This is a genomic window from Polyangium sp. y55x31, from assembly GCF_029946505.1.
In the GTDB taxonomy this organism is placed as follows: domain Bacteria; phylum Myxococcota_A; class Polyangia; order Polyangiales; family Polyangiaceae; genus Polyangium.
The window spans coordinates 539,890-563,994 of record NZ_JARZHG010000003.1 but is presented as its reverse complement, the minus strand read 5'-3'; the positions used below and the strand labels follow the sequence as shown (position 1 = coordinate 563,994).

The window sequence follows — 24,105 nt, the reverse complement described above, 5'->3', positions numbered from 1 at the left end:
CGCGAGGGGCTTGGCGCGTGGAAAAGGGTCTGATATTCGTGGATCGCCCGGGAATGAGGAAGGGGGCGGTGATGGTGCGGTTGGGGAGGTTCTGGGGGAGGTGCGGGGCGCTGGCCGCAGCCGCGTTGCTCGCTGCGGGGTGCGGAGAGGAGGCGCCGCCTTATGACGCGCTTCCGCTGCGAGACGCGCTCCGCGCAGCACCCGAAGTGATGGCGTCGTTGCCCAAGGAGACGCGACGCGAAGTGGCGCAGCGGCTGGAAGAGGCCGGGATCGCTCCCGCAGAGGAGCGGCTCGTGATCCCGCCGCGCGACGTCACGACGATCGACGCGCTCGCGAGCGCCGCGGACGAGGAGCGCGAGGAGCAAGGAAAGGACGCGCTCGTGCTCGGCGCGATCGAGCGAGAGGGCGCGGAGCTGCTGCTCGCGACGCGTGAAGCGAAGGAGACCGGCGACACGAACGAGGGGCCGCCGAAGATGCGGGGGCGGCCGGGGAACACGACGGCGGCGCTCGAAGAGGCGGCGCTCGAAGGGCGCGCTGGGCGCTGGGTGCGGGACCTCGCGAAACGCGCCGAGGCGAAGGAGATCGTGCGGACCACGGGCCTGCCGATGGGCGCCTGGGCCTTCGAGGACAAGGTCTACGTGAATGCGTCGTGGCTCGTCGCGCTCGCGGCGCTGGAGGAGGAGGGCGCGCAGATCGTTCCCGTCCCAGCGGTCGTGCCGATGCCGGAGCTGCCGGGATCGAAGCCTTTGTCGGTCGATTTCAATCCGTACAAGCTGCCCGACAGCGTGGAGGAGTGCTCGCTCGAGGTACAGACGACGTGCGGCTGCGCGGCGAGCGGGACGTGTGATCACGACGTGACGGATCCGACGTTCGCCGACGCGAATGCGGAGTGCACGTGGGTGAACCAGGCCGCGGCGAACGCGGCGGCGCTCTGCGTGCTCGCGCTCATGAACATCGATGGAGTGCGGGCGTGCGTGGAGTCGGGCGGGTCGCTCTGCGCGGCGCTGCCGGTGACGACGCGGGACGACGCGCTCGCGTTCCTGGCGAGCGAGAGCTGCATGGGCTTGCTCCAGCAATGCCTCTCGGACGGGAGGCTCTCGGGCGATTCGTCGGGCAGCGGCAGCTCGTCGAGCTGCGGGGGTTGCTCGGGCGGCTCGTGCGGCGGTTGCAACGACGATTGCTCGGCGTGCAACGACAATTGCTCGAAATGCAATGACAACTGCGCTGATTGCAACCAGAACTGCGCGGACTGCAACCAGAACTCGCAGGACTGCAACAACAACTGCAAGAACAGCCAGTGCGCCGTCGCGCGGCGGCCCGGGCGGTCTCCCCTGCCCGCGCCGGTCGGGACGGCATTCTGGCTCGCGTTGCCCGTCGCGTATCTGTATCTCCTGTCGCGGCGGAGGCGGCCATGAGGAGCCTCATCGTGGCTTGGCTCGAGCGCCACGGGCTCCCCGGGTGGCTCGCGCCCGATTACATGGTGATGGTCGGGCTCGCCGCGCTGCTCGGCGCAGTCGTGACGCAAAAGCTGTCGCGGCGCGATGGGGCCGACGCGGGGCTCGAAGGGCGGGCGCTCCTCGCGGCCTATGCCGGGGCGCTCATGGGGGGATACGTCTTCGAATGGCTGCGGGCCGTGCCGGAGGCGATCGTCGCGGGATCGCTGAATCCACTGGTGCACGCGGGGCGCGCGGCGTATGGCGGGCTCTTGATGGGGGCGCTCGGGGCGGCCTGGGTGCTGCGCCGCGGGGGCGCGAAGGCGCTTCCGTTCCTGGATCGGGCGGTCCCGCTTTGCGGGATCTCGTACGGGTTCGTACGGACGGGCTGTTTCCTCGCGGGGTGTGATTACGGCAAACCCACGGCGGGGCTGTTCGGGGTGCGTTTCCCGGCCTCGAGCCCGGCGGCGCTCGATCACGCGTCGCTCGGCTGGATTCCGCGCGGCGCGCCGAGCCTGCCCGTGCACCCGACGCAGCTCTACGAGGCCGCGGTGGGGCTCGTGGCGGCCGCCATCGCGTCGCTGTGGCTTCTCGGGCCCCGACGCGACGGGCGGGCGTTCGGGACGTGGATCGCGCTGTATGCAATCGGGCGGTTTTTCCTGGAAATGCTGCGCGGCGATGCGTCGCGCGGGACGTACGGGCCGTTGAGCTCGGCGCAGGTCGTGTCGATCGTGCTGCTCCTCGCGGTGGGCGCGGCGGTCCTGCTCGCGCGGAAGGGTCCGCGGTTGTCTCTGGCCTCGGCGATGCTGGCGGCAGCGGCGCTCGTCGTGCCGGAGGAAGCCGCGGCACAGCCGATGAAGACCACGCAGGCGCCCTCCGTGCAGTCGCCCAAGCAGCCGGCGGGACAAACCACGCCCGGGGCAGGGCAAAAAGCCGGCGCGGCGACGCCTTCGAATGTCCCGCCGCCGCCGCCCGTGCAGCAGGCGCAGCCGTATCCGCCGCCGCAGGGCTCGGCGTATCCTCATCCGTATCCGCCGCCGCCGCAGGGCGCTGCGCCCTATCCGTACCCCTATCCGCCGCCTCCGCAGGGCGCCGCGCCGTATCCGTACCCTTATCCGTATCCGTACCCGTATCCGCCGCCTCCGCAGGGCGCCACGCCGAACACGGGCGTGAAGTCGGTGCCGGCCGACGAGCTTCCGCCGGAGGAGAAGCCCGCGGATCCGCAGAAGGATTACAACAAGCTGCGCTTGGGCTTCGGCCTCGCGGGCGGAGGGTATTTCGCGCCGGGCAGGTTCGCGGTGAAGGACGGGGCGCTCGTGGATCTCGAAGCGACGTACCGCATCTCGACAGGGCCCCGGCAGCGCTTCGAGATCGGCCTCGAAGGGCGCTTCGTGGGGACGAGCGACGCGACGCAGTGGGGAATCGGGGTGCCGATCCGGTTCGTCACGGGGCTCGGCAGGTACTCGGAGATCGAGTTCACGGCCCTCCCGTTTTATTCGCGCGTGGTGTTCGACTCGGCCTATTTCGAGCCCGCGAACGGGTTCGGCTCGCGATTCCAGCTCGGCTTCGGCTTCCCGCTCACCTCGCATTTCGCGATCGGATTCACGCCGCTCGGCTTCGGGGTCATGGGGTCGGGCAGCGTGAACACGCTCTTCACGTACGAGCCGCGATTCTGGGTGAAGGTCGCGCCGCTTTGAGGGAACGATGATGTCTCGAACGATGCGGGGCGCGTTTTGCCTCGTCGCCCCGCTCACGCTCGTTTTTCTCCCCGCCTGCTCGGACGAGCCCACGAGCCCGCCGCCGGAGGTCGATGTCTTCGACCGGCTCCAGGCCATTCCGGGGATGGTGGTGACGGAGGAGAACTCGGGCGTCGAAGGATATCGTTACTTCGTGATGGAGTACGAGCAGCCGGCGGATCACGGCGCGGCGGGTGGGCCGGTCTTCCGGCAGCGGTTGCTGCTTCATCACAGGGACGAGGCCGCGCCTTTCGTGCTCGGCACGTCGGGGTACAACGTCAATCCCACGCGGCAGAGGATCAGGGAGCCGGCCAGTTTCCTCGGCGCGAATCAGCTCTTCGTGGAACAGCGGTTCTTCACGCCCTCGCGGCCGGAGCCGGCCGACTGGTCGCTCCTGACGATCGAGCAAGCCGCGGCGGATCACCATCGCATCGTGGAGGCGCTGAAGCCGATCTACACGGGGAAATGGATCTCGTCCGGCGCGAGCAAAGGCGGGATGACGTCGGTGTATCACCGGCGGTTTTTCCCGGACGACGTGGACGGGACGGTCGCGTACGTGGCGCCGCACAGCTTCGGCACGGCGGATTCACGGTACATCGATTTCGTGGGGGCGCTCGGGAGTCCGACCTGCAAGGACACGTTGCGATATTTCCAGCGGGAGGTGCTCGCGCGGCGCGAGGCGATGCTCGCGCGGATCGATGAGCAGGCCGCGATGAACGGGCTCAGTTACGAGCTGCTCGGGCGGGAGAAGGCGCTCGAAGTGGCCACGTTGCAGCTCATCTTCACGTTCTGGCAGTATTACGACGAGAGCGTTTGTCCCGAGATGGGACTCGTGCCGACGGACGATGACGTGTGGACGTTCCTCGACGAGATCGCTTCGCCGAGCCTGTGGTCCGACGAGGAGTTCCTCACGTACGAGCCTTATTACTGGCAAGCCGCCACGGAGCTCGGGTACCCGGCGGTCGAGGAGTCGAACGTCGCCGATCTCTTGCAGTTCCCCGGGATCGACGTGCCGGAGACGTACATCACGCCCGGCAAGACGCCGGTCTTCGATGCGTCGGCGATGCAGGACATTTCCACCTGGATCTCGGCGGAGGGAGAGCGGCTCCTTTTCGTGTACGGAGAAAATGATCCCTACACGGCGGCAGCCTTCGAGCTCGGGAATGCGAAGGACAGCTACCGGTTCCTCGCGCCTGCGCAGAACCATTCCGCGACGATCGTCGATCTGACGGAGGGGGACCGCGCGCAAGCGCTCGATGCGCTGGAAGCGTGGACGGGCGTCACGCCGGTCCTGCCGCCGGAGACGGCGATCCGGGCGCGGAGGACGCGGCGCGATCCCGATTGATTCACCAAACCCGCGTGGCGTCGGTCATGTTGATGTAGACGACCGGGCCCTCGCCCTTCGAGGCGAGGAACTGGTCGACGTACGTGAAGAACGCGTCGAGGCGCTCGAATTCGTACGGAGAGTAAAACTGCGTGGTCGCGGGGTGGAAGCCCGTCGAGACCTGCGTGGGCGTGGTGAGCGCATCGCCGCTCCAGTTCGCATCGAAGATGTTTTGTATCTCCTCCACGGCCCAGTAATCGACCATGCAGCCGTTGTCCGGGACTTCGAGCAATCCGAGCGCGGGGCCCTTGCCTCCGGCGACGATGCTGTCCTCCGTCGGAAAATATGGCTGGCTCGTGTCGCCGATGGGCGCCCATTGCGTTTTGTTGAACTCGTAGATGTCGTAGCCGATCCACTCGTCCATGAGCTTCCAGTTGTTCGCGGAGGAGTCGACCAAAAAGCCCGTGTCGACGAGGGCCTGCGCCACGTGTGTCTCCAGCGTCCAGGCGCCGGCGCGGAAGGAGGTAGGCTTGCCGAAGCCGACCTGCTCCCAGATCTCGTTGGCCTTGCCGAAGAGCGTTTTCCATTCGTCGCGGGTATAGGCCCCGAGGCGCACGGTGTAGCCGGTGGGATCACCGGCGGGATCGGCGACCGAGGGCGAGGTTTTACAAGCCACCCCCGCCGCCTCGACGAAGTTGCAATACGGGTGGATGTGGAGGCCGATCTCGTCGCGGTAGTCGTAGACCATGCTCTGGGCCCAGCTCACGAGGTAATCACGGCGCGCCTGGGGGACGGCCGGATCCGTGAACGTGTACGGGCCGATGAGGTGCGTGATCTTGAGCTCGGGGTGCGCCGCGTGGAGCTCGGTGTGGTGGTCGAGGACGCGGTCGTCGACGTCGGAAAAGTCCCAGTCGGTCGAGATGATCATGTAAAGGGCGTGGCCTTTGATGAACTCGGCGCGAAAAAAGGCCTCCTTCGAGCCGTGCACGGAGAGCATGAGGCCATGGGTGCCGATCGGGAGGTCGAGCGTCGGAATCTCGCCGAACGACTGGTTGGTGTCGGCGTCGAAGACGAGCGGGACGGGCTCCGCAGCGCCGTCGATCCAGGCGTCGACGAAGACGACGTCCTTGGGGGCCGTGACGCGGACCTCGAAGCCCTTCGTGGGCTCGGTGAGGCCATCACCGGCGAGGACGTAGCGCGGGACGCCGGTCACGGTGAATGCAGGGTCGTTTTGCGCCGGCGGATTCGGTCGGACGGAGGCGACGGGCGGGGGCGTCTCCGCGTCCGGGCCGCAGGCCGGCGCCGCAAGGAGCGAGAGTGCCGCGAGGAGAAGGAAAGAGGGAGATCGAAGGCGCATGATCCCTTGTATCATGCGCCGGCCGCGCCCCGAAGGGCGTCATGAGGCGCGCCTTCAGTCCGCCGTGGGCAATTTGAGCGCGCCCGCGCCGAGCTCGACGAAGCGGGTCTTCGGGAAGGCCTTCGCGCAGGTCTCGAGCTGCCAGTCGCCCTTGAAAAGGACGACGGGCTGGCCGTGGACGTCGAGCGCGCCATAACCATAAAGCTGCGATTCGAGCTCCGCGAGCGGCACGGGCTCGCCCTCGACCCAGCGCGCGATGTTCCACGAGAGGCGCTCGATCCGAACGTCCGCGCCGTATTCGTTGAGGAGGCGGTGCTTGACGACGTCGAACTGGAGCTCGCCGACGGCGCCGAGGATGGACTCGCCCTCGCGGCCCTCCGGCGGCCGGAAGAGCTGCACGCTGCCCTCCTGCGCGAGCTGCTCGAGGCCCTTCTTGAGCTGCTTGCGTTTCATTGGATCGACCATCACCACGCGGCCGAAATGCTCGGGCGGGAACTGCGGGAGCGGCGCATACTTGACGTTCGCGCCGTCCGTGAGGGTGTCGCCGATGAGGAAGATGCCCGGATCGAAGACGCCGATGATGTCGCCCGCGAATCCATCGTCGACGACCGTGCGCTCCTGGGCGAGGAATTGCACGGGGTTCGTGAGGCGAATGTCGCGATCGAGCCGGACATGGCGGACCTTCATGCCGCGCTCGTACCGGCCGGAGCAGACGCGGACGAACGCAATGCGGTCGCGGTGAGCGCGATCCATGTTCGCCTGGATCTTGAAGACGAACGCGGTGAATCGCTCGTCGTCGGGGGTGATCGCGCCCTTGTCGCTCGCGCGCGGGGCCGGCTGGGGCATCATCTCCACGAAGGAATCGAGGAGCTGCGGGAGGCCGAAATTCGTCAATGCGCTGCCGAAGAACATCGGCGTGACCTCGCCACGCGCGAGCTTGCCCATGTCGAGGGCGTCGCCCGCCGCGTCGAGGAGCTCGACGTCCTCGCGGAGCTGCTTGACACCTTCCTCTTCCACAGCCTGTTCGAGCTCGGGCGCGTAGAGATCGTGGGCCTGCATGGGCGCGATCTCGGCGCCGTGGGCGACCTGCTGAAAAAGAAAGACCTGCCGGAGGACGCGGTGGTAGACGCCCTTGAACTGGCCGCGGACGGTGATGGGCCAGGTGATCGGGTAGACGCCGATGCCGAGGACCTCCTCGACCTCGCCGATGAGCTCGAACGGATCACGGCCGGGCCGGTCCATCTTGTTGACGAAGCTGAAGATGGGCATCGAGCGGAGCTTGCAGACGCGGAAGAGCTTCTTCGTCTGCGCCTCGACGCCCTTGGCCGAGTCGAGGAGCATGATGGCCGCGTCGGTGGCCATGAGCGCGCGGTAGGTGTCCTCGCTGAAGTCGGCGTGGCCCGGGGTGTCGACGAGCGAGAGCAGGCGGCCCTTGTACGGGAACTGCAGGACGCTCGACTGGATGGAGATGCCACGCTCGCGCTCCATCTCGAGGTAGTCGCTGACGGCGTGCGCGCGCGCGCGCTTGGCCTTGACCGCGCCCGCGAGCTGGATGGCCCCGCCGTAGAGCAGGAGCTTCTCGGTGAGCGTGGTCTTGCCCGCGTCGGGGTGGGAGATGATGGCGAAGGTCTTGCGGCGAGCGATCTCGCGCTGGAGGAGTTGAGGGTCGGACACGGCGGCGCGCGCACCTTAGCACCGGTTCCGCCCAGGGCTACGCTCGCGAGGGCCCGCGGTCGGGGCCGAGGGGTCGCTTGGGCGCGAGCCTGGCGGGCGCCTGGCGAAAAACGGCGTCGCCACCCCGGAAGGCCACGGTTCGCGGGGAATTGCAGGGGTTTTGCCTGGCACGAGGCTCGCTCTGGCGACCACGCGTGCAAGCGACCGAGCGAAGAGCGGGGCGAGCCGCGGCGGGGGACGACATCGATCTGATCCTCCGTCATGTCTCGCGAAAGCTGCCCCACGCGGTCGCGCGGGCGCTGCTCGATTGCGAGGGGCCCAGGAAGTCCGTTCTGGTTGATCTTCGCGCCGCTGACCCGGGACGTGGACGCGGACAAACTGGCGGAGGTCTTGGGGATTTTGCGCGCGCAGTGCTCAGCCACGGAGTTCGAGGAGCTCTGCGCGGCCATGAGCGTCCTCGCGGAGACAAACCATCGTGTGAAAGGGCTCAAGGATGTGGTAGCTTCTGTGGGGTCCGGGAGGTTGGTCATGCAAAACTGGATCTTCAGGGAAGGACGCAAAGAGGGACGCAAGGAGGGGCGCCTGCAGGGACGCCTCGAAACCCTCGCCCACCAGTTCGAACGGCGCCTCGGGCGCCCCTTGACCACGCCGGAACGACAAACCCTGGCCGACCGACTCGCCAAGCTCGGCGCCGTTCGCGTCGGCGACGTCGTGCTCGATCGGTCGCCGGAGGAGCTCGCACGCTGGCTCGCGCCGCGGAACGAGGGGTGAGCACGCGTCGTTGCGTGGAAGGGTTACGCCTTCGCCTCGCCTGCGAGCTTCGGGCGCATGTCCGTGAGCCACGCGCGTGCTGCGGCCTCGTCGTGGCCGTGGAAGAAGTACCGGTCGCGGGCCCCGAGCGCGGCCGTCGCGCGCATGAGCATTTCGACGGACATGCGTAATGCAAAACCTCCCCCATAAAGAGCGAGGGCGCGAGGCGGGAGGCGAATGCGGTGCGACGACAATGCGACCTTCCGCGCACCGGCGGTCCAGGTCGTGACGCCCGAGACCGAGGCGAGCGTGAGCATGTAGGGGCGGCCCACGCACCAGGCCTCGAGCGCCTCGACCATCGGCTGGAGCTCCTCGCCGAGCTCGCCGCGAAGCTCGACATGAACCGTGTCCGGCGCCTCGAACACGAGCCTGTGCGCGCCGAAACGTAGCTCCGTGCCCACCGATGGATCCCCCGCCGTCGTCACGCGGACCGGAGTTTACGCTCGATCCGGCGTCTCCGCAGGAGAAAAAGCGCGGCAAGCGAGAGGAGGGCCGGCGAGGTCCCCGGAGCGTCGTCGGTCATCCGGCATCCACAGCCTCCATCGTCGAGGATCGGGCCCGAGGGTCGAGCACCACCGCCCGACGAGGCGCCGCCGCCCATTCCGCCAAGGCCGCCCGCACCGGCGCTGCCGCCAGCACCGCCGTTTCCAGCGATACCGCCCGCGCCTCCGCTTCCGCCTGCGCCACCGGCTCCGCCTGCGCCTCCGCTTCCGCCTGCGCCCCCGCTTCCGCCTACGCCCCCGCTTCCGCCGCCGCTTCCGCCTGCGCCGCCGCTTCCGCCTCCGCTTCCGCTTCCGCCTCCGCTTCCGCCTGCGCCTCCGCTTCCGCCTCCGGCTCCGCCCGCGCCTCCGCTTCCGCCTGCGCCTCCCGCACCGCCGGCCCCGCTTCCATCGTCGGTCACGATCCTCGCCCGGACGCGAATTCGATCCGTCGCGTCGTCCTGCGCCCCGTATGCGACGAGCACACTTCCAGGCGGCCCCGCACAAGCGATCGATGGATTTTCCTCCTCCGGCTGCGCGCTGATCACGAAAGGCATTGCATCCACGGGCGTGCCGTCGGCGTGCAGCCGAAGCCCCACGATGTCGTTCGCGCCGTCCGAGGGAATCGAATACGTGACGACGTGCCCCGCGCCGTCGAAGGCTACCGAAGGCGCACGCTCGGCGCCGGGCGTCGCCGCGAGCACGAGGCCGTTCGGATCGAGGACGACGCCCGCGGCCGTGACCCGCGCGGCGTGGATGTCGGGCGCCGTGGCGGCTCGGTCGTCGGACCAGACGACCAGGAAATCGTTGCCGTCGAAGCTGACCGTGGGGTTCGTCTGTGCATTCGGCGCGACCGATACGGCAATGCCCGCGCCGTCGAGGACCGCGCCGTTCGGGTCGATCCGGAAGGCGTAGATGTCGCCTTTCGTGTCAGAGCGAAGATCGGAGGCCACGGCGAGGTAGAGCGAGCCATTCGAGGCGAGGTCCGAGAGGAACTGGGAGCCCGGCGCGGTCGTGATCGGAAAGCCCTGGGGATCCTGCACCGCGCCGAAGGACGAGACGCGCGCGCCGTAGATGTCCCAGGCCGTGGCGCCATTGCGATCGTCGAGCCAGGCGACGAGCCAGGCGCTGCCCGTGGACGCGACGGACGGCGACTCCTGCGACGAGGTGCCCGTGGCGACGGGAAAACCGCCGGGATCGAGGACGCCGCCGGCAGGGGTCACGCGCGCCGCGTAGACGTCGGACTGGTTCTGGGTCGTGCGCCGGTCGGTCCAGACGACGAGGTGGTTTTTCCCGTCGAACGCGACGCGCGGATTCGAGACGGGGCCCTGCCCCGAAGCGACGAGGATCGCCGAGGCATCGAGGACCTGGCCCGCAGGGCTCACGCGGGCGCCGGCAATGGTGGTGCCTCCATTTCGCGCGTCCGCCCAGACGACGAACCAGTTCGTCCCGTCGAACGCCGCGTCGCCGATGCGCTCCTCGTTCGGCGCCGTGGAGAGGAGCGCCGGGGGCGTGTCGACGGCCGTGCCGCCCTGGATGATACGCGCGCCGACGATGTCGCGACCATCCCGGTCGGCATCCCAGACCGCGAGGGTATGGTTCGCGCCGGGGGCGAGCGCGACGGAGAGGTCGTCCGCGCCGCCTTTCATCACGGCGAACCCGGCCGGATCGAGGACCGTGCCCTGTGAATCGACGCGAGCGCCATAAAGATCGTATACGCCGCCGCCATTGCGCAGGTCTTCCCAGACGGCGACGAAGTTCACGCCGTCCCACGCGACCGACGGATATCGCTGGGCGCCCGCCGCGGCCGAGACGAGCACGCCCGCCGCGTCGAGGACGGCGCCGTTCGGATCGACACGCGCGCCGTAGATGTCGTACGAGCTTCCGCTGCGGTAATCACGCCAGACGAGGAGCGAGCTCATGCCATTGCTGGCGACGGCCGGGTACATCTGGCTCCCATTGACCGCGGAGACGGCGATGCCCGCAGGATCGAGGACGACGCCCGCGGGCGTCACGCGCGCCGCGTACACATCCTGGTTCGTGCCGCTGCGATAGTCCTGCCAGGCGACGACGAAGCTCGTGCCGTCCCAGGCGACCGCGGGGCGGCTCTGCTCGTTCGTGGCGGAGCCGATGGGAAGGCCGAGCGGGTCGAGCAGGACGCCATTCGAAAGGATACGCGCGCCGAAGACGTCGTTCGAGGTGCCATTGCGGAGATCCTCCCAGACGACGAGGACACGACTGTTTGCCGCGGCCATGGCCGGGGCGCGTTGCGCATTCGCAGCGCCGCCGACGACGAACGAGTCGCCGAGCGGAGTGCCGGTCGGTCCGAAGCGCCGCGCGCGAATGTCCCAGCTCGTATCGTCGCCCGGGACGCCGTTTTCCCACGCGACGACCCAGTTCGCGCCGTCCCACGCGGCGACGGGCGCGAAGTTGTACCCGACGGAGGGCTCGATCTCGAAGCCCTGCGGGTCGAGCGGCGCGCCCGAGGGGCCCACGAGGACGCCGCGCAGGCCCGACGCAGCGGCGTCCGCCGCGTGGTCTTCCCACACGACGAGCCAGTTCGTTCCGTCATAGGCGACCGCGGGGGTCGCCTGTTTTCCCTTGGAAGGACCATACACCGGCGCGTCGAGCGGGATCCCGGGCGAGACGACGCGGGCCGCGCTCGGGCCGACGTCGGGGAGGCGCGCGCCCGCGCCGAAAAAGGCGAGCAGGAGGGCGCCCGTGCCGCAGGACAAGGAGAGGAAGCGCTGCCGTGCCATGCCGGCAGGATACGATCGTCAGCGAGGTCGTTCGAGCGAGAAGGTCACCGTGACGCCGACGGGATCCGAGCTCGGGGCGCCGACGGCGCGGTTCTTGAGGAGCAAGCGGATGCAGGACGCCGCCTCCTCGGTGATGCCCTTCTTGCTCTCGATCTCGACGCCCTCGGCGCGGCCGCGCGCGCGGACGAGGAAGCTCACCTTGAGCGAGCCCTTCGCCGCCTCCAGGCCACCATTGTCGGCGATGCACTTGGCAATGCCTTCGAGGTTCGACGTGATGAACTTCTCGGCGCGCGGCACGTCGCCGCCCTCGAATTTGGGCGTGGAGATCGTGACGACCGGCGGAGGCCCGGGCTTGGGTTTTTCCGCGGGCTTCTCCGGCGGCGGCGGCGGAGGCGGAGGCGGTGGAGGCGGAGGCGGCGTCGTTTCGGGCGGCGGGGCCGCGTCCGCGCCGGCGTCCGGGGAAGGCGGCTCCGGTTGCGGGGACGGCGGGAGCCAGCCGGCGTCACGCTCGTCGGGGCGCAAGCAACGGACGAACCCGCGGTGCGGATCTTCGAGGGCGCCGTGGGGGCATTTCGACGGATCGTCTTCCGCCTTGCGGCCGAGCGCATCCGCCTCCGTGTCGGTCGAGGCGTGGCTCCGTCCCACCGGTTCGGCCTCCGGCATGGCCGCGCCGCACGCGCCCGCCGAAGCGAGGCCGAGGAGGGCCGCCGTGGCCGCGCGAAACCAGTTCGAGTGCGGACTCATCGGGGGGAACCTAGCCGCCGATGGGCGGGAGGCAAAGAAATCGGAGGCGGATTCTTGGCCCGGCGCGCGTAGACGCGGGGGGCGGGCCTCACGAGGCGCCGGCGGAAGGAGAGGAATGACGCCTCAAGGCGAGAGCTTGGCGACGAAAACGTCGTGCTCGCCCTGGTCCCCCGACGAGATCGTCCCGGTGCCGAAGTCGATGTTCGCCTCGAAATCGCCGGTGAGCACGACGTTGCCCATGGGATCCGTCGCCACCCCGGCACATCCGTCGCTCTCGGTCCCCGGGTCGCCGTATTGCTTGCTCCACAGGTGGGCGCCCGTGGGGCTCAGCTTCAGCACGAAGACGTCGGTCGTCGAGGTCCCGCTCGCCATCGCGCCGCCGCCGAGGTCCATGGTGCCCAAAAAAGCGCCGGCCACGAGGACGTTGCCAGCCGGATCCAGCGCGAGGCTCGGCGAGAAGCCCATCTTGGCGGGGGTCGTCGTGCCGTAGGTCCTGGTCCAGACGCACGCGCCGCTCGGATCGAGCTTCGCCACGTAGAAGCCGACGTAGTTCGGCGGCGACACGGGCCCGCACCCGAAATCGATGGGATTTACGTGGCTGCCGGAGATCAGGATGTTCCCTTGCGCATCAAAGGCCACCTCGTTGATGTTCTGCATCGCCGCGGTGCCGTACGCCTTGCTCCAGAGGTGGGTCCCGTCCGCGGAGAACTTCGCGAGCGCGACGTCGATGTCGCCCGCCGACGTGAGCACGCCGCCGCCGAAATCAACCGCGCCGTGGAGGTCGACGCCGAGCACGACCTCGCCCGCCGCATTGACGGCGACGGTCCGGCCGATCTGGGCCAGGTCGTCCCCGAATCGTTTGCTGAAGACGTGGGCGCCCGCGGCGTCGTAGACGGCGAGGTAGGCATCGGCGTACGAACCCTTCAAAGCGCCGCCGCCGAGATTCACCGTGTCTCCAAACACGGTCCCGGTGATCACGAGGCCGCCCGCCGGGGTCGGGGCGATGTCTTGCAGGTTCTCCGGCTCGGTGGATTCGCCGAGGACCTTCCTCCAGAGCACCACGCCCGTGGAAGCGTCGTGCTCGAGGATGAAGATGTCTTTGCTGGTGCCGCTGGGGACGAGGGATGTGCCCCCCACGGTCATGTTGCTGGAGAAGTATCCGGCCGTGAACACGTTGCCGGCCGGATCGAAGGCGACGGAAGTGAGACTGCCGTACGGATCGCCGTAGCTGAATTGCTGCTGCCATAAAAAGCCGCCGCTCGGGTCGAGCTTGACGAGGAACGAATCGGCCGTGCCCGTCACCGTCATCGGGCCGCCGCCGAAATCGATGTCGCCGCCCTCGAGCTGGCCGATGACGGCGATGTTCCCTGCCGAATCCGTGGCGATGCCTCGTGCGGACTGCCAATCCGCGTCGCTCCCGTATCCCTTGGCCCAGAGCCCGTTCCCGAGGGAAAGGCCGTCGTCGACCTGACCATTGCAGTCGTTGTCGAGCCCATCCGGCGCCTCGGGGCTCGGCTTCACGTTCGGCTCGCAGGTCATCACGGCGTTCGTGCAGGTCGAGGTGCCGGCCGCGCAAACGCCGGGGAGCGCGGTGTCGCACACCATGCCGGCGTCGGGGACGTCCTCGTCGACGCTGCCGTCGCAGTCGTCGTCGAGGCCGTTGCAGATCTCGGGGACGCAACCCTGCCCGCCGGCCCCGCCCGTGCCGCCGGCCTGCCCGCTGCTTGACGTGGACGCCGTGCTCCCGCCGTCGCCGCAGCCGATCGCGACGATCGCAGCCGTGCCGCACAGGCCGAGGAATAGGTGCTGGAGAGAAAAGGACGAGCGCTTGGGACGGTGATCATGCAAGGGCATGAGCCTCACGGTATCGAGCTTTCGGGAGATTTGCCAAGGCGGTTACCTGCCCAGCGCTTCCCGGCGGTGGACTCGTCGGATCGAGACGCGCTCCCCCGCTTGCAACGCGTGCAAACCGCTCTTTGCGTGTACCGGATGCCGCCTGCACGCGGTGCAAACGGCTCCATGACCATACAAAGTGCCGCCTGCACGCGATGCAAACGGCTCCATGACCATACAAAGTGCCGCTTGCACGCGGTGCAAACGGCTCCATGACCGTACCAAGTGCCGCTTGCACGCGGTGCAAACGGCTCCATGACCATACAAAGTGCCGCTTGCACGCGGTGCAGGCGGCTCCCGGACGTGTCGATCGGCGCTTGCACGCGTTGCAAGCGCCCCCTGGTCCACGCAAACTGCGATTTTCCGAGCGCTTCCGCTTGGTTGCCGATGCGCGTCAACCCCTCACGGCGAGAGCTTCGCCACGAACACGTCCTGCGTGTTCAGGTCGCCGGACGAGAGCGTCCCGAGGCCGAAGTCGATCGTGCCGCCGTACTCGCCCGTGAGCACGATGTTCCCCATCGGGTCCGTCGCCACGCCGTTGCATACGTCGGTCTCGTACACGAGCGGGTCGCCGTAGTGCTTGCTCCACAGGTAGTCGCCCGCGGGGCTCAGCTTGAGCACGAAGATGTCGGGCGACGAGGCGACGGCGTTCATCACGCCGCCGCCGAGGTCCATGCTGCCCAGGAACGTACCCGCCACGATGACGTTGCCGGCAGGATCCACGGCGAGGGTTGGCGCGTAAAACGCCTTGGCGGGCGTCGTGCCGTAGGTCTTCGTCCAGAGGCACGCGCCGTTCGGATCGAACTTCGCCACGAAGAACCCGGCGTCGTTCGGCGGAAACACGGGCCCGCAGCCGAATTCGAGGGCATTCTGGTGCGTGCCCGCGACCAGGATGTTGCCCTGCGGATCGAAGGCCACCCGGCTGACCTCCTGCGCGTACGAGGAGCCGTAGACATTGCTCCAGATGTGCGTCCCATCCGCGGCGAACTTCGCGAGCGCGACGTCGGTCAGACCCGTCGACACGAGCACGCCGCCGCCGAAATCGATCGTGTTCTGGACCTCGGCGGCGAGGACGATCTCGCCCGCCGCATTCACGGCGACGCCGCGGCCGTACTGGAACGCGCTGTCCACGAATCGCTTGCTGAACACGTGGGCGCCGGTCGCGTCGTACATGGCAAGGAAGGCGTCGGCGTGCGAGCCGTTCAAGCCGCCGCCGCCGAAATCGACGGCGCCGCCGTTGACGGTCCCGGTGACCACGACGCCGCCCGCCTTCGTGGCGGCGATGTCAACCGCATTTTGCGAATTGGTGGATTCGCCGAGGACCTTGCTCCAGAGCACCACGCCCGTGGCGCCGTCGTGCTTGAGGAGGAAGATGTCCCCGCCGCCGCCGATGGGGGTGAGGGACGCGCCTCCGACGGTCATGCCACTGACGAAGTAGCCGGCGGTGAAGACATGGCCGGCCGGATCGAAGGCGAGGGCATTGACGTGGCCGAGCTCGTTCGTCGCGCTGAATTGCTGTTGCCACAAGAAGCCGCCGTTCGGGTCGAGCTTGACGAGGAACGCGTCGGCCGAGCCCGTGACGGTCATGGTGTCGCCGCCGAAATGGATGTTGCCGCCCGTCATCGTGCCGATGACGCCGATGTTCCCCGCCGAATCCGTGGCGATGCGGAACCCGCTCTGCGAGGCCGCGTCACTCCCGTACCCCTTGGCCCAGAGCCCGTTGCCGAGCGCGAGGCCGTCGTCGACGAGGCCATTGCAGTCGTTGTCGAGCCCATCCGCGATTTCGGGGCTCGGGAGGACGAGCGATTGGCAGATGATGACACCGTGGTGGCAGGTCGTGGCGCCTTCCGCGCAGACGCCCAGATAGCCGGGGCTGCAACCGTCGCCGACGTCGGTGCCCTCCTCGTCGATGTCACCATCACAATCGTCGTCGACGCTGTTGCACGTCTCGGGGACGCAGTTCTGCCCGCCGACGCCGCCGGTCCCGCCGATGCCACCGGTCGGCATCGAGCCGCCCGCGCCGCCGCTCGGGCCCTCGGAGGACGTGCCCGAAGCGGCCCACGTGCCGGTGCCGTCGTCACAGCCGGCGATCGCGACGATCGCAGCCGTGCCCCAGATGCCGAGGAAGACGCGAGGAAGGGAAAAGGACGAGCGTCTGGTTCGGAGGGCGTTCGTGGTCATCCTGGTCGCCAGTTTTCTGGCTTCCCAGCGACCCGTCAACGGCCTTACTTCCCGAGCGCTTCTGCGCGGTTGACGATGCGCGGGGTGATGAAGATCACGAGCTCGCTGCGGCTGTCGCTCGACCTGCGGCGCTGGAAGAGGACGCCGAGGATCGGGATGTCGCCGAGGACGGGGACCTGATCGAGGTTTCGGCCGGTGTTGCGCGTGAAGATGCCGCCGATGACCGCGGTGTGGCCGTCCATGATGAGCAGATCGGTCTCGGCCTCGCGCTTCAAGATGGTGGGATCGCCGCGCGCCGAGGTCTGGTTGAAGTCGGGCTCGTCGCGGTTGATCTTGACGTGCATCGAGACGCTGCCGTCGCTCGTGACGTGCGGCTTGACGAGGAGCTGGAGCTTCGCCTCCTGGAACGTCGTCTGCACGCCCTGCGCGCTGATCTGCGAGAACGGGATGAGCGTGCCCTGGCTGATGCGCGCCTCGCGGTTGTCGAGCGTGAGGATGCGCGGGCTCGAGACGATCCGCAAAAGGCCACTCGCCTCCGCCGCCGAGAGGCGCACGGCGAGGTTGACCGTGTTGTCGATCGAGCCGAGCGTCATACCGATCGCGCCGCCGAGGCCCGTGCCCGTGACGGCCGGCAGGTTGACCGCGAAGTTCGGATTCTGGACGGTGTTCTGGAACGGCGAGAGGCCACCGGTGGGCGTGGCCTGATCACTCGCGCCGCCGGTGATGCCGATCTGCGAGGGGAAGACGAGGCCCGTGGGATTGCCAGTCGCAGGGCTGATGGTGCCGTCGCCGCCCCACTGGATGCCGACGTCGCGCAGGTAGCGGCTCGTGGCCTCGACGATACGCGCCTCGATGAGGACCTGCGGCGTCTGCGTGTCGAGCGCACGCACGAGCTCTTCGAGCTGGTCGAGGTTGCCCGCGACGTCACGCGCGACGAGGACGTTCGTGCGCTCGTCGACGGCGAGCGAGCCGCGCGGCGAGAGGAGATCTTTGCCACGCGCCTGGAGCTCCTTCGCGACGGCGTAGTTGACCGGGATGAGGCGCGTTTCGAGCGGCGCCAGCGCAAGCTCGCTCTTCCGGCGCGCGAGGTCGAGCTCGCGCTCCTTGTTGAGCTCGGCCTGAGGCGCGACGCGGATCATGTTGCCCTGGCGGACCATGCCGAGGCCCTTGGCCTGGAGGACCGTCTCGAGGGCCTGATCCCAAGGGACGTTGCGCATCCGGATGGTGACGTTGCCCTTCACGTCGTCGGACGTGACGATGTTGACGCGGCCGACGTCGGAGACGAGGCGAAGGACGTTGTGGATGTCGGCGTCCTTGAGGTCGAGGTCGATGCGCCGGCCCGTGAAGCGGCGCTGCTGCGCGAGCGTGGTCGGCAAGAAGCCCGCGGCCTCTTCGCCGTCCACCGTCGTCTCCGCGGCGCGCGACGTGCTCGGCGTCGCGGAGACGTCCTCTTCCCGCGCCACCGTGCGCACGCGTCGCGCAGCCCCGCCGTCGGCGCCGACGCCGCTGAGCATCGGGTGCGCCGCGCTGTCGGCGAACGTGAGGACGAGCGTGTTGCCTTCACGCGAGACGACGCCGACCGCGTCGTTGTTCGACGACTGAGGGCTCCGACCGCCTTCGCGGTCTGCGCCCCCAGACCCCCGGGGCTCCACCTCGACGACGACACGCGAGGCGTCGCTCTTGCGCCGATACGTGGAGATCGCCGTGATGGTGCCGCCGAAGGCGCTCACGTCGAGCTTGCGTTCGAGCGCGTCGGGCAGGCGCACGCCTTCGAGCTCGAGGATCGAGCGGCCGCTCGCCGAGGTCACGTGCGAGAACTTCACGCTCTCGTTGAGCTCGATCGTGACGCGATCCTTGCCCGCCTGGTGGTCGTAACGGACGTTCGTGACGGCCGCGCCGGAGGCATGATCGGCCTTGCGCTCCTCGGCCTTCGGCGTCGCAGGCGACGACGTCACCACCGGCGCGGCCGCGCGCATCGGCGCCGTCGCGTCCGCGGCCGCGAGGTCGACGACGAGGCCCGTCGGCGTGGCGCTGATGCGGTACTCCGCCGTGCGCGCGAGCTGCACGAGGACACGCGTGATCTTCTTGCCGTCTTGATCGAACGTCTGCGTGAGGACGCCGCCGACGAGGGCGTTGCCTTGCGTGATGGCCGCGGGCGCGCCCTTGATCTCGGCGCCCGAGACGTCGATCACGAGGCGCTTTCCGCCGCTGTCGACACGCGCGAAGAAGCGCGGCTCGGCGCTCGTCGTGACCGAGACACGAGCCTCGCCTTTGCCAGTCGATGCGAGCTTGACGTCCCGTACTTCGAGCCGCGTGTTCCCGTCGGCGAATGCCCTTGCGGGGACGAGGGAAAGGAGCGCCGCAAGAAGCATCGCGGAGCGCGGTTTCGTCAGCATGCCCCCGATGCTACCCAAACCGCGCGAAGTGGGCCTAGTTCGTCGCTACCGCCGGGCCTCGTTGCCCGCGTTTTCCTCGGGGAAGAGGGCGATCACTCGCGTCACGGGGGCGATTTCCGGGTGTGCCGGGTCCTCGCGAACAAAGACGACGTCCCCCTCGCGAATCCGATCGACACGCCAGTTGATGGCCACGTCGACCCCCGCAGGCCCGCCAGTGCGCACGATCTCGGGCTTGCCCACGTAATCACCGACCTTGACGACCCACCCCACGTTGGCGGGGTCGATGAAGAGCGCGCGCGGCTGCGAGCGCGTGACGAGGCCGGAGAGCTTGAGCTCGTCGAGCGCGTACCGCTCGATCACGACCGTCCGCTGCACCACGGCGCGGCCCTTGGCCTGCTGCGCGAAGACGCTCGCGAAGCCGCGGAACGGATCGCGGTTCTTTTCGGTCTCGGTGAAGTCGGCCTCGACGAACTCCCGTTGCGGCAGCTCCGGCTGGTCTTTCTTCGCGGCCGCGGCGGCCCCGCCATCCGTGCCCGCGCCCGCGTCGGGCCCGGCGCCGGGCGAAGGGCTCGCGCTCGGGGGCGGCACCCACATCTCGTCGTCCTCGCAGCCGGCGGCGAACACGAAGAGCGCAAGCGCGGCGAAGAGGACCCAGAGGAGCGAACGCGGGCTCTTCATTTCCCGGTCCCCCTTCGCTTCGCGCCGTCCTTGCCGTCGAGCCTGAGCGCGCGGAACGCGGTCCCTAGGCACTCGACCGTGACCTCCGGCTCGACGGGCTGATCGGGCTTCGCCGTGCTGGCCTTCGTCGACAGCTTCATCTGGATGTCTTCCATGTTGATGATGCGGTCGATCTGCCCCACGCCGTGGAAGAACTTTGCGATCTGGTGGTAGCGGCCGGTGAGCGTGAGCTTCATCGGCACCTTCGCGAAGAACTCCTGCGGGATCTCGTCGATGGGCGTCCAGCTCGTGAGGTTCACGCCGGCGATGGTGGCCGTCTGCTGGAGCGAGGCGAGGAACGCGGGCGTCTCGGGCTCGTCGGGCAGGATCTTCTTCGTCTGCTCGGCGCGCGCTTCGCTGCGGATCTTCTCGTCGCGATCCTTCTGGTAGGCCTCCCTCACGGCCTCGGCCGCGCGCAGCTCGCCGCGGAGCGTGCCTTCGCGTTGCTTGGCCGCGGCGAGCTCGTTCGAGAGGTCCTCGTAGACGAAGACGAAGAAGAGCGCGCCGACGAGCGTCAGGAACAAGAGGCCGACGCCGATCTTTCCGGCGAGGGGCAGGCGATCGAGCGACGAGCTGCCCGCCGCGGGGGCTTTGGCGGCCATCAGTACCTCACCTTGAGCTGGAGCGCGAAGCTCACGAGATCGATCTTCGCGGTGCGGTCCTCGTCCTTCTTTCCAGGCAAAAGCGTGACCTCGTAGAAATAGGGCGAGAGCTTGAGCCGCTGCGCGAGCTCGTAGACGTCGTTGCCGTCGCGCGCGAGGCCCTCGATGCGCACCGTGCGTTGCCCTTCGAGGTACGCCGTGATCCAGAGCCTGCGCGAGTCCCAGGACGGATTGAACACCGCGAGGGGGTTGTCCTTGCGCAGCTTCGCGAGTTTGTCCGGATCGGCCGAGGGCCCCTTGCCGGTCGTCAAGATCTGCGCGAGCTCGAGCAAGACCGCGGTCGGCCCGGTGCGGCCCGCCTGGAGCTTGGCGATCGCCTCTTCACGCGCGCGGAGCACGGCGAGGGCCTTCTTGATCTCGTCGTGATCGGCGACGAGGCGCTTGATGTCGTCGATCTGGCTCTTGAGCTGCGCGTTCGTGCGGTTCTGCGCGTCGAGCTCCTCGCGCTTCGACTGATAGAAGAGGAAGAGCCCCACGATCTCGAGCAGCACCACGGCGAGCACGACGAGCAGCCAGCGCTGGCTCGGGGCCCCCGTCGCCGCGCCGCGCTTGTGCGGCAGGAGGTTGATCCGGATCACGCGCGCTTCTCCTTGTCTTTGCGCATGGCGAGACCCAGGGCCACGCAGAGCTGCGAGCCGCGGGTGCGGAGCATGTCGGCGTTGACATCCTTGCCCTCGACGGTCACGCGCTCGAGCGGCTGGAGCAGCTCCACCTGCACGCGCGAGCGTCGCGAGATCGCCGCCGGAAGCGCGGGCAAGTTCGAGGTGCCGCCCGTGAGGTAGATCCGGTGCATCTCGGGCTCGCCGCTCGTGGCGAGGAAGAAGTCGAGCGAGCGCTGGATCTCGCCGGCGATCGTGTCGCAAACGGCGTCGACGATCGGCGGCACCTGGGCCGTCGGGCCGAAGGGCTGCGCCACGCTCTGGCACTTGAGCTCCTCGGCCTGTTCGAACGTCACGCCGAGCTGCTTCTGGATCTGCTCGGTGACGTAGTTGCCCGCGTTCGGGATGTCGCGCGTGAAGGAGCTCGCGCCGCGCGAGACGATGTTGATCGAGGTGAGCGAGGCGCCGACGTTGATGATCGCGAACGTCTGCTCGGCAGGGATGCCGCGGCCGTACTCGAAGAGGTTCTGGACGGTGAAGGCGTCGATGTCGAGGACGAGAGGCTTGAGCTTCGCTTGGCGCGCGACCTCGAGGTAGTCGCTCACCTCTTCGCGTTTTGCGGCGACGAGCAAAAGATCCATCTGCCCTGCCTCGGGCCGGCGACGGAGGACCTCGTAGTCGACGTGCACGTCCTTGATGTCGAAGGGGATGTGCTGCTCCGCCTCCCACTGGATCTGCTCGTCGAGCTCGCTCTGGGTCATCAGCGGCACCGTGATCTTGCGGATGATCACGGCCTGGCCGCTGATGCTGAGCGCGACCTCGCGCTGCTTGATCTTCGCGTCGGCGAGCGCGCGGCCCACGGCAGCGACGATGGCCGACGCGTTCATCACGTGGCCGTCGACGATGCTCTGCGGCGGCAGCGGGCAGTAGCCGGCCCGGACCAACGACAGGCCTTTGCGCCCTTCCTTGAGCTGGCACACCTTGATGGCGCTCGAGCCGATGTCGACGCCCACCAGGTTGTTTCCGTCCGCCATCGATCAGTCCTGGTCCTCGTAGCTGCGGCGCGCGGGGGCTCCGCCGGCCCGACCCCGGGAGGGGGTCCGAGCCAGCATCGCACCGCCGCCAATCCACGGCCAAAATAGTGCTTTACGCATCGAACGGTTCCGCGTACCGAAGGTAAGACAGCCTTGGGTGCGTGGTCGTAGCGAGCCCCGGGGCAATGTTGAATTCATCACATGGACGCTTTCGCCTCGAAACCAGCTCGATCTTCGTTCGGGCTCCGCTGCGTGGCCTTGATGGCCGGGGCGGCGGTCGCGCTCCTCTCAGTATACGCGGAGGCGGGGGACGTCGTTCACGTCGTTGCCAAGGGGCAGGTGCTCGTCCAGATCGCCAAGCGGTATCGTACGACGGTGGAGGCGATCCGAGCGGCAAATGGGCTGCGGCCCGGGCAGCTCCTCAAGCCGGGCCAGGAGCTCGTGATCCCCGAAAAGGGGAAAGAAGCGGAGGCCGCGAAGAAAGCAGCGGCCGGACGAGCGGCGAAGGACGCCAAGAAGGCGGACGCGAAGGAGAACGCCGCCACTGGCAAGGGAAAAAAGAAGGGCGACGCGAAACCGGCGAAGCCCGAGCCGCTCGTGATGAAGCCGAAGCGCCCGGGGTTCGTGAAGCTCGTGCGCGGGAGCGATCGGCTCGAGACGCAGCTCCTCACGAAGCACGGGCGGCTCGTGCCGTCAGCGCTCACGGGGCTCAGCAAGATGATGCGGCACGGGCCCTCGGGCTCGAAGACAGCCATCGATCCGCGCCTCGCCACGCTGATCGGCATGGTCAGCGATCACTTCGGCGGGCGCCCGATCCACATCACGAGTGGGTTCCGTCCCTACTCCCCCACCCAGTACACCAAGCACTCGAACCACAACCTGGGCAGGGCGATCGATTTCAGCATCGAGGGCGTGCCGAACACGATGCTGCGCGATTTCTGTCGGACCTTCCGCAATGCTGGGGTAGGTTACTACCCAAACAGCACATTCGTTCACCTCGACGTCCGGACCACGAAGGCCTTCTGGATCGACTACTCCAGACCCGGCGAAGCCCCTCGGTATGATTCCCCCGTGGCCCAGGCTTCGGCGGACGAGTCGACCGCGGACGTGGATCAAGCGCCTTCGGGCGCGACCCCTGCCCCCGCTGGGGCAGGAAAAGAAACGCAGCCTACACCCCCCTCGCAGGGAGGTGGGTCCGGGGATACCCATCCCCCCCCTTCGCAAGTCGTTGATCCTTCAACTGGAAACTCCAGTACCCAGGATCCGACGCCTCGAAATACGCCGAAGGCGGGTCAGAACTGACCCAGTCTCGGCGAGGCAACCGTAAGGATTTTCCTGAGAGTCTGAGGGAATTTCCTGGTGCAGAATGCGTGGTGTAGATTCGTCTGCGGTCCTTCTCTGGAGGACGGGACCAGTGTACGTTTGGGACGAGCCGCTCCTTGCCACCTCACAAGGATGTGCCACGAACGTTGCTTACATCACGAGGTCCCTGAACAGATGCAGCAGTCCTACTTCCACCGACAGGATGTTCAGGAACGAGACGCGACCGTCATCGCCCAGGCGGATCTGAGCGGGTGCACGGCCATGGTGTCGCCCTGCGCCCCGCAAGAGCCCGCCAGCATGGTCGGTCGCCGCTCGCTCCCCGAAGCCCCGCTGTCCGACGTGAGGCCTCGACGCGCCCGCGCAGTCCAGGAGGGGAGCCTGGCGCCGGTGTGTGCGCAAACCCTCAAGAGCTACCTGCCCCTCGTGAACCAGATCGTCGCGCAGATCGCGCGGCGCCTGCCGGCCAACGTGCTGCGGGACGACCTGCTCGCCGCCGGCGTGTTCGGGCTGCTCGACTCGCTCCGCAGAAACGGTGGCAACGGGGGCGAGACGTTCGAGTGGTACGCGCGCATGCGCATCCGCGGCGCGGTGGTGGACGAGCTGCGGGCCCAGGACTGGCTGAGCCGGCGACGGCGCGCCGCCGTGACGGCCGCGCGGGAGAGCGAGTCGAGCTCCGCACGGCCGACGTGTCTCGTGAGCCTGCATGACCTCACGCCGATGGAAGAGCAGGTGCACCTGATCGCCGAGGACGAGGATCCGGCGGCGGCGTACGAGGCGCGCGAGTCGTACCGCGCGCTCTTCCGGGCGATGGAGCAACTCCCCGAGCGCGAGCGGCAGATCGTCGGGATGCACTACTTCGACGGCGTGAAGCTGAAGGACATCGGCCTGCACCTCGGCGTGAGCGAGCCACGCGTGTCGCAGCTCCACGCGCGCGCCCTCGGGCGGCTGAAGATCCTCATCCAGCGGGCCGCGGCCTAGCCGCAC

18 protein-coding genes are annotated in these 24,105 nt (G+C 68.4%); 6 read left to right on the top strand and 12 right to left on the bottom strand.

From position 1 onward, the window contains the following. Positions 1 to 68: 68 nt before the first annotated feature. From QHF84_RS08555 to QHF84_RS08545, 3 genes are read left to right on the top strand one after another with little or no spacing between them, the layout of a single operon-like run. Entirely contained in the window at positions 69 to 1,415 is a 1,347-nt protein-coding gene (locus QHF84_RS08555) for a DUF4215 domain-containing protein (protein WP_281312702.1), read from the top strand. After that, positions 1,412 to 3,130, top strand: coding sequence for a prolipoprotein diacylglyceryl transferase family protein (locus QHF84_RS08550; RefSeq protein WP_281312701.1), 1,719 nt, complete (start codon positions 1,412 to 1,414; stop codon positions 3,128 to 3,130). The genes QHF84_RS08555 and QHF84_RS08550 overlap by 4 nt, the downstream gene beginning before the upstream one ends. 7 nt (positions 3,131 to 3,137) lie before the next feature. After that, positions 3,138 to 4,514, top strand: coding sequence for a S28 family serine protease (locus QHF84_RS08545; protein ID WP_281312700.1), 1,377 nt, complete (start codon positions 3,138 to 3,140; stop codon positions 4,512 to 4,514). Between the two features lies 1 nt (position 4,515). Here QHF84_RS08545 and QHF84_RS08540 read toward each other — a convergent pair whose 3' ends face one another. Next, a complete protein-coding gene (locus tag QHF84_RS08540) occupies positions 4,516 to 5,850 on the bottom strand; it encodes a hypothetical protein (RefSeq protein WP_281312699.1) in 1,335 nt (444 codons plus the stop codon). A 54-nt stretch (positions 5,851 to 5,904) separates the two neighbouring features. Beyond that, entirely contained in the window at positions 5,905 to 7,524 is a 1,620-nt protein-coding gene (locus tag QHF84_RS08535) for a peptide chain release factor 3 (protein ID WP_281312698.1), read from the bottom strand. 528 nt (positions 7,525 to 8,052) lie between these two features. Between QHF84_RS08535 and QHF84_RS08530 the strand changes: the two genes are divergently transcribed. Continuing rightward, positions 8,053 to 8,295 (top strand): hypothetical protein, encoded by a 243-nt coding sequence (locus QHF84_RS08530; RefSeq protein WP_281312697.1) that lies wholly within the window; start codon positions 8,053 to 8,055, stop codon positions 8,293 to 8,295. Positions 8,296 to 8,318: 23 nt separating this feature from the next. Here the strand turns inward: QHF84_RS08530 and QHF84_RS08525 are convergent, their stop codons facing one another. The 10 genes from QHF84_RS08525 to pilM all read right to left on the bottom strand — a co-directional run bounded on the left by QHF84_RS08525 (position 8,319) and on the right by pilM (position 21,798). Continuing rightward, positions 8,319 to 8,759, bottom strand: a complete 441-nt coding sequence (locus QHF84_RS08525) for a hypothetical protein (RefSeq protein ID WP_281312696.1) — start codon at positions 8,757 to 8,759, stop codon at positions 8,319 to 8,321. Beyond that, positions 8,756 to 11,572: an MYXO-CTERM sorting domain-containing protein gene (locus tag QHF84_RS08520; protein WP_281312695.1), complete on the bottom strand. Its 2,817-nt coding sequence runs from the start codon at positions 11,570 to 11,572 to the stop codon at positions 8,756 to 8,758. The genes QHF84_RS08525 and QHF84_RS08520 overlap by 4 nt, the downstream gene beginning before the upstream one ends. 18 nt (positions 11,573 to 11,590) lie before the next feature. After that, complete coding sequence (locus tag QHF84_RS08515) at positions 11,591 to 12,316, bottom strand: hypothetical protein (protein WP_281312694.1); 726 nt, start codon at positions 12,314 to 12,316, stop codon at positions 11,591 to 11,593. A 123-nt stretch (positions 12,317 to 12,439) separates the two neighbouring features. Next, complete coding sequence (locus QHF84_RS08510; protein WP_281312693.1) at positions 12,440 to 14,170, bottom strand: MopE-related protein; 1,731 nt, start codon at positions 14,168 to 14,170, stop codon at positions 12,440 to 12,442. A gap of 441 nt (positions 14,171 to 14,611) precedes the next feature. Beyond that, complete coding sequence (locus QHF84_RS08505; RefSeq protein ID WP_281312692.1) at positions 14,612 to 16,390, bottom strand: hypothetical protein; 1,779 nt, start codon at positions 16,388 to 16,390, stop codon at positions 14,612 to 14,614. A 44-nt stretch (positions 16,391 to 16,434) separates the two neighbouring features. After that, positions 16,435 to 18,786, bottom strand: coding sequence for a type IV pilus secretin PilQ (pilQ, locus tag QHF84_RS08500; RefSeq protein ID WP_281312691.1), 2,352 nt, complete (start codon positions 18,784 to 18,786; stop codon positions 16,435 to 16,437). 45 nt (positions 18,787 to 18,831) lie between these two features. Then, on the bottom strand, positions 18,832 to 19,464 hold the full coding sequence (locus tag QHF84_RS08495) for a pilus assembly protein PilP (RefSeq protein WP_281312690.1): 633 nt from the start codon (positions 19,462 to 19,464) through the stop codon (positions 18,832 to 18,834). Continuing rightward, the gene (gene pilO, locus QHF84_RS08490; protein ID WP_281312689.1) at positions 19,461 to 20,105 is read right to left on the bottom strand and encodes a type 4a pilus biogenesis protein PilO; all 645 of its coding nucleotides are present in this window, start codon (positions 20,103 to 20,105) and stop codon (positions 19,461 to 19,463) included. The genes QHF84_RS08495 and pilO overlap by 4 nt, the downstream gene beginning before the upstream one ends. Next, the gene (locus QHF84_RS08485; protein WP_281312688.1) at positions 20,105 to 20,743 is read right to left on the bottom strand and encodes a PilN domain-containing protein; all 639 of its coding nucleotides are present in this window, start codon (positions 20,741 to 20,743) and stop codon (positions 20,105 to 20,107) included. Before QHF84_RS08485 ends, pilO begins: the two co-directional genes overlap by 1 nt. Further along, positions 20,740 to 21,798, bottom strand: coding sequence for a type IV pilus assembly protein PilM (pilM, locus tag QHF84_RS08480; RefSeq protein WP_281312687.1), 1,059 nt, complete (start codon positions 21,796 to 21,798; stop codon positions 20,740 to 20,742). Before pilM ends, QHF84_RS08485 begins: the two co-directional genes overlap by 4 nt. 261 nt (positions 21,799 to 22,059) lie before the next feature. Here pilM and QHF84_RS08475 point away from each other — a divergent pair, with 261 nt between their 5' ends. Both QHF84_RS08475 and QHF84_RS08470 read left to right on the top strand, forming a co-directional pair. After that, complete coding sequence (locus QHF84_RS08475) at positions 22,060 to 23,100, top strand: DUF882 domain-containing protein (protein ID WP_281312790.1); 1,041 nt, start codon at positions 22,060 to 22,062, stop codon at positions 23,098 to 23,100. A gap of 153 nt (positions 23,101 to 23,253) precedes the next feature. Beyond that, the gene (locus QHF84_RS08470) at positions 23,254 to 24,099 is read left to right on the top strand and encodes a sigma-70 family RNA polymerase sigma factor (protein ID WP_348652847.1); all 846 of its coding nucleotides are present in this window, start codon (positions 23,254 to 23,256) and stop codon (positions 24,097 to 24,099) included. Positions 24,100 to 24,105 lie beyond the last annotated feature (6 nt).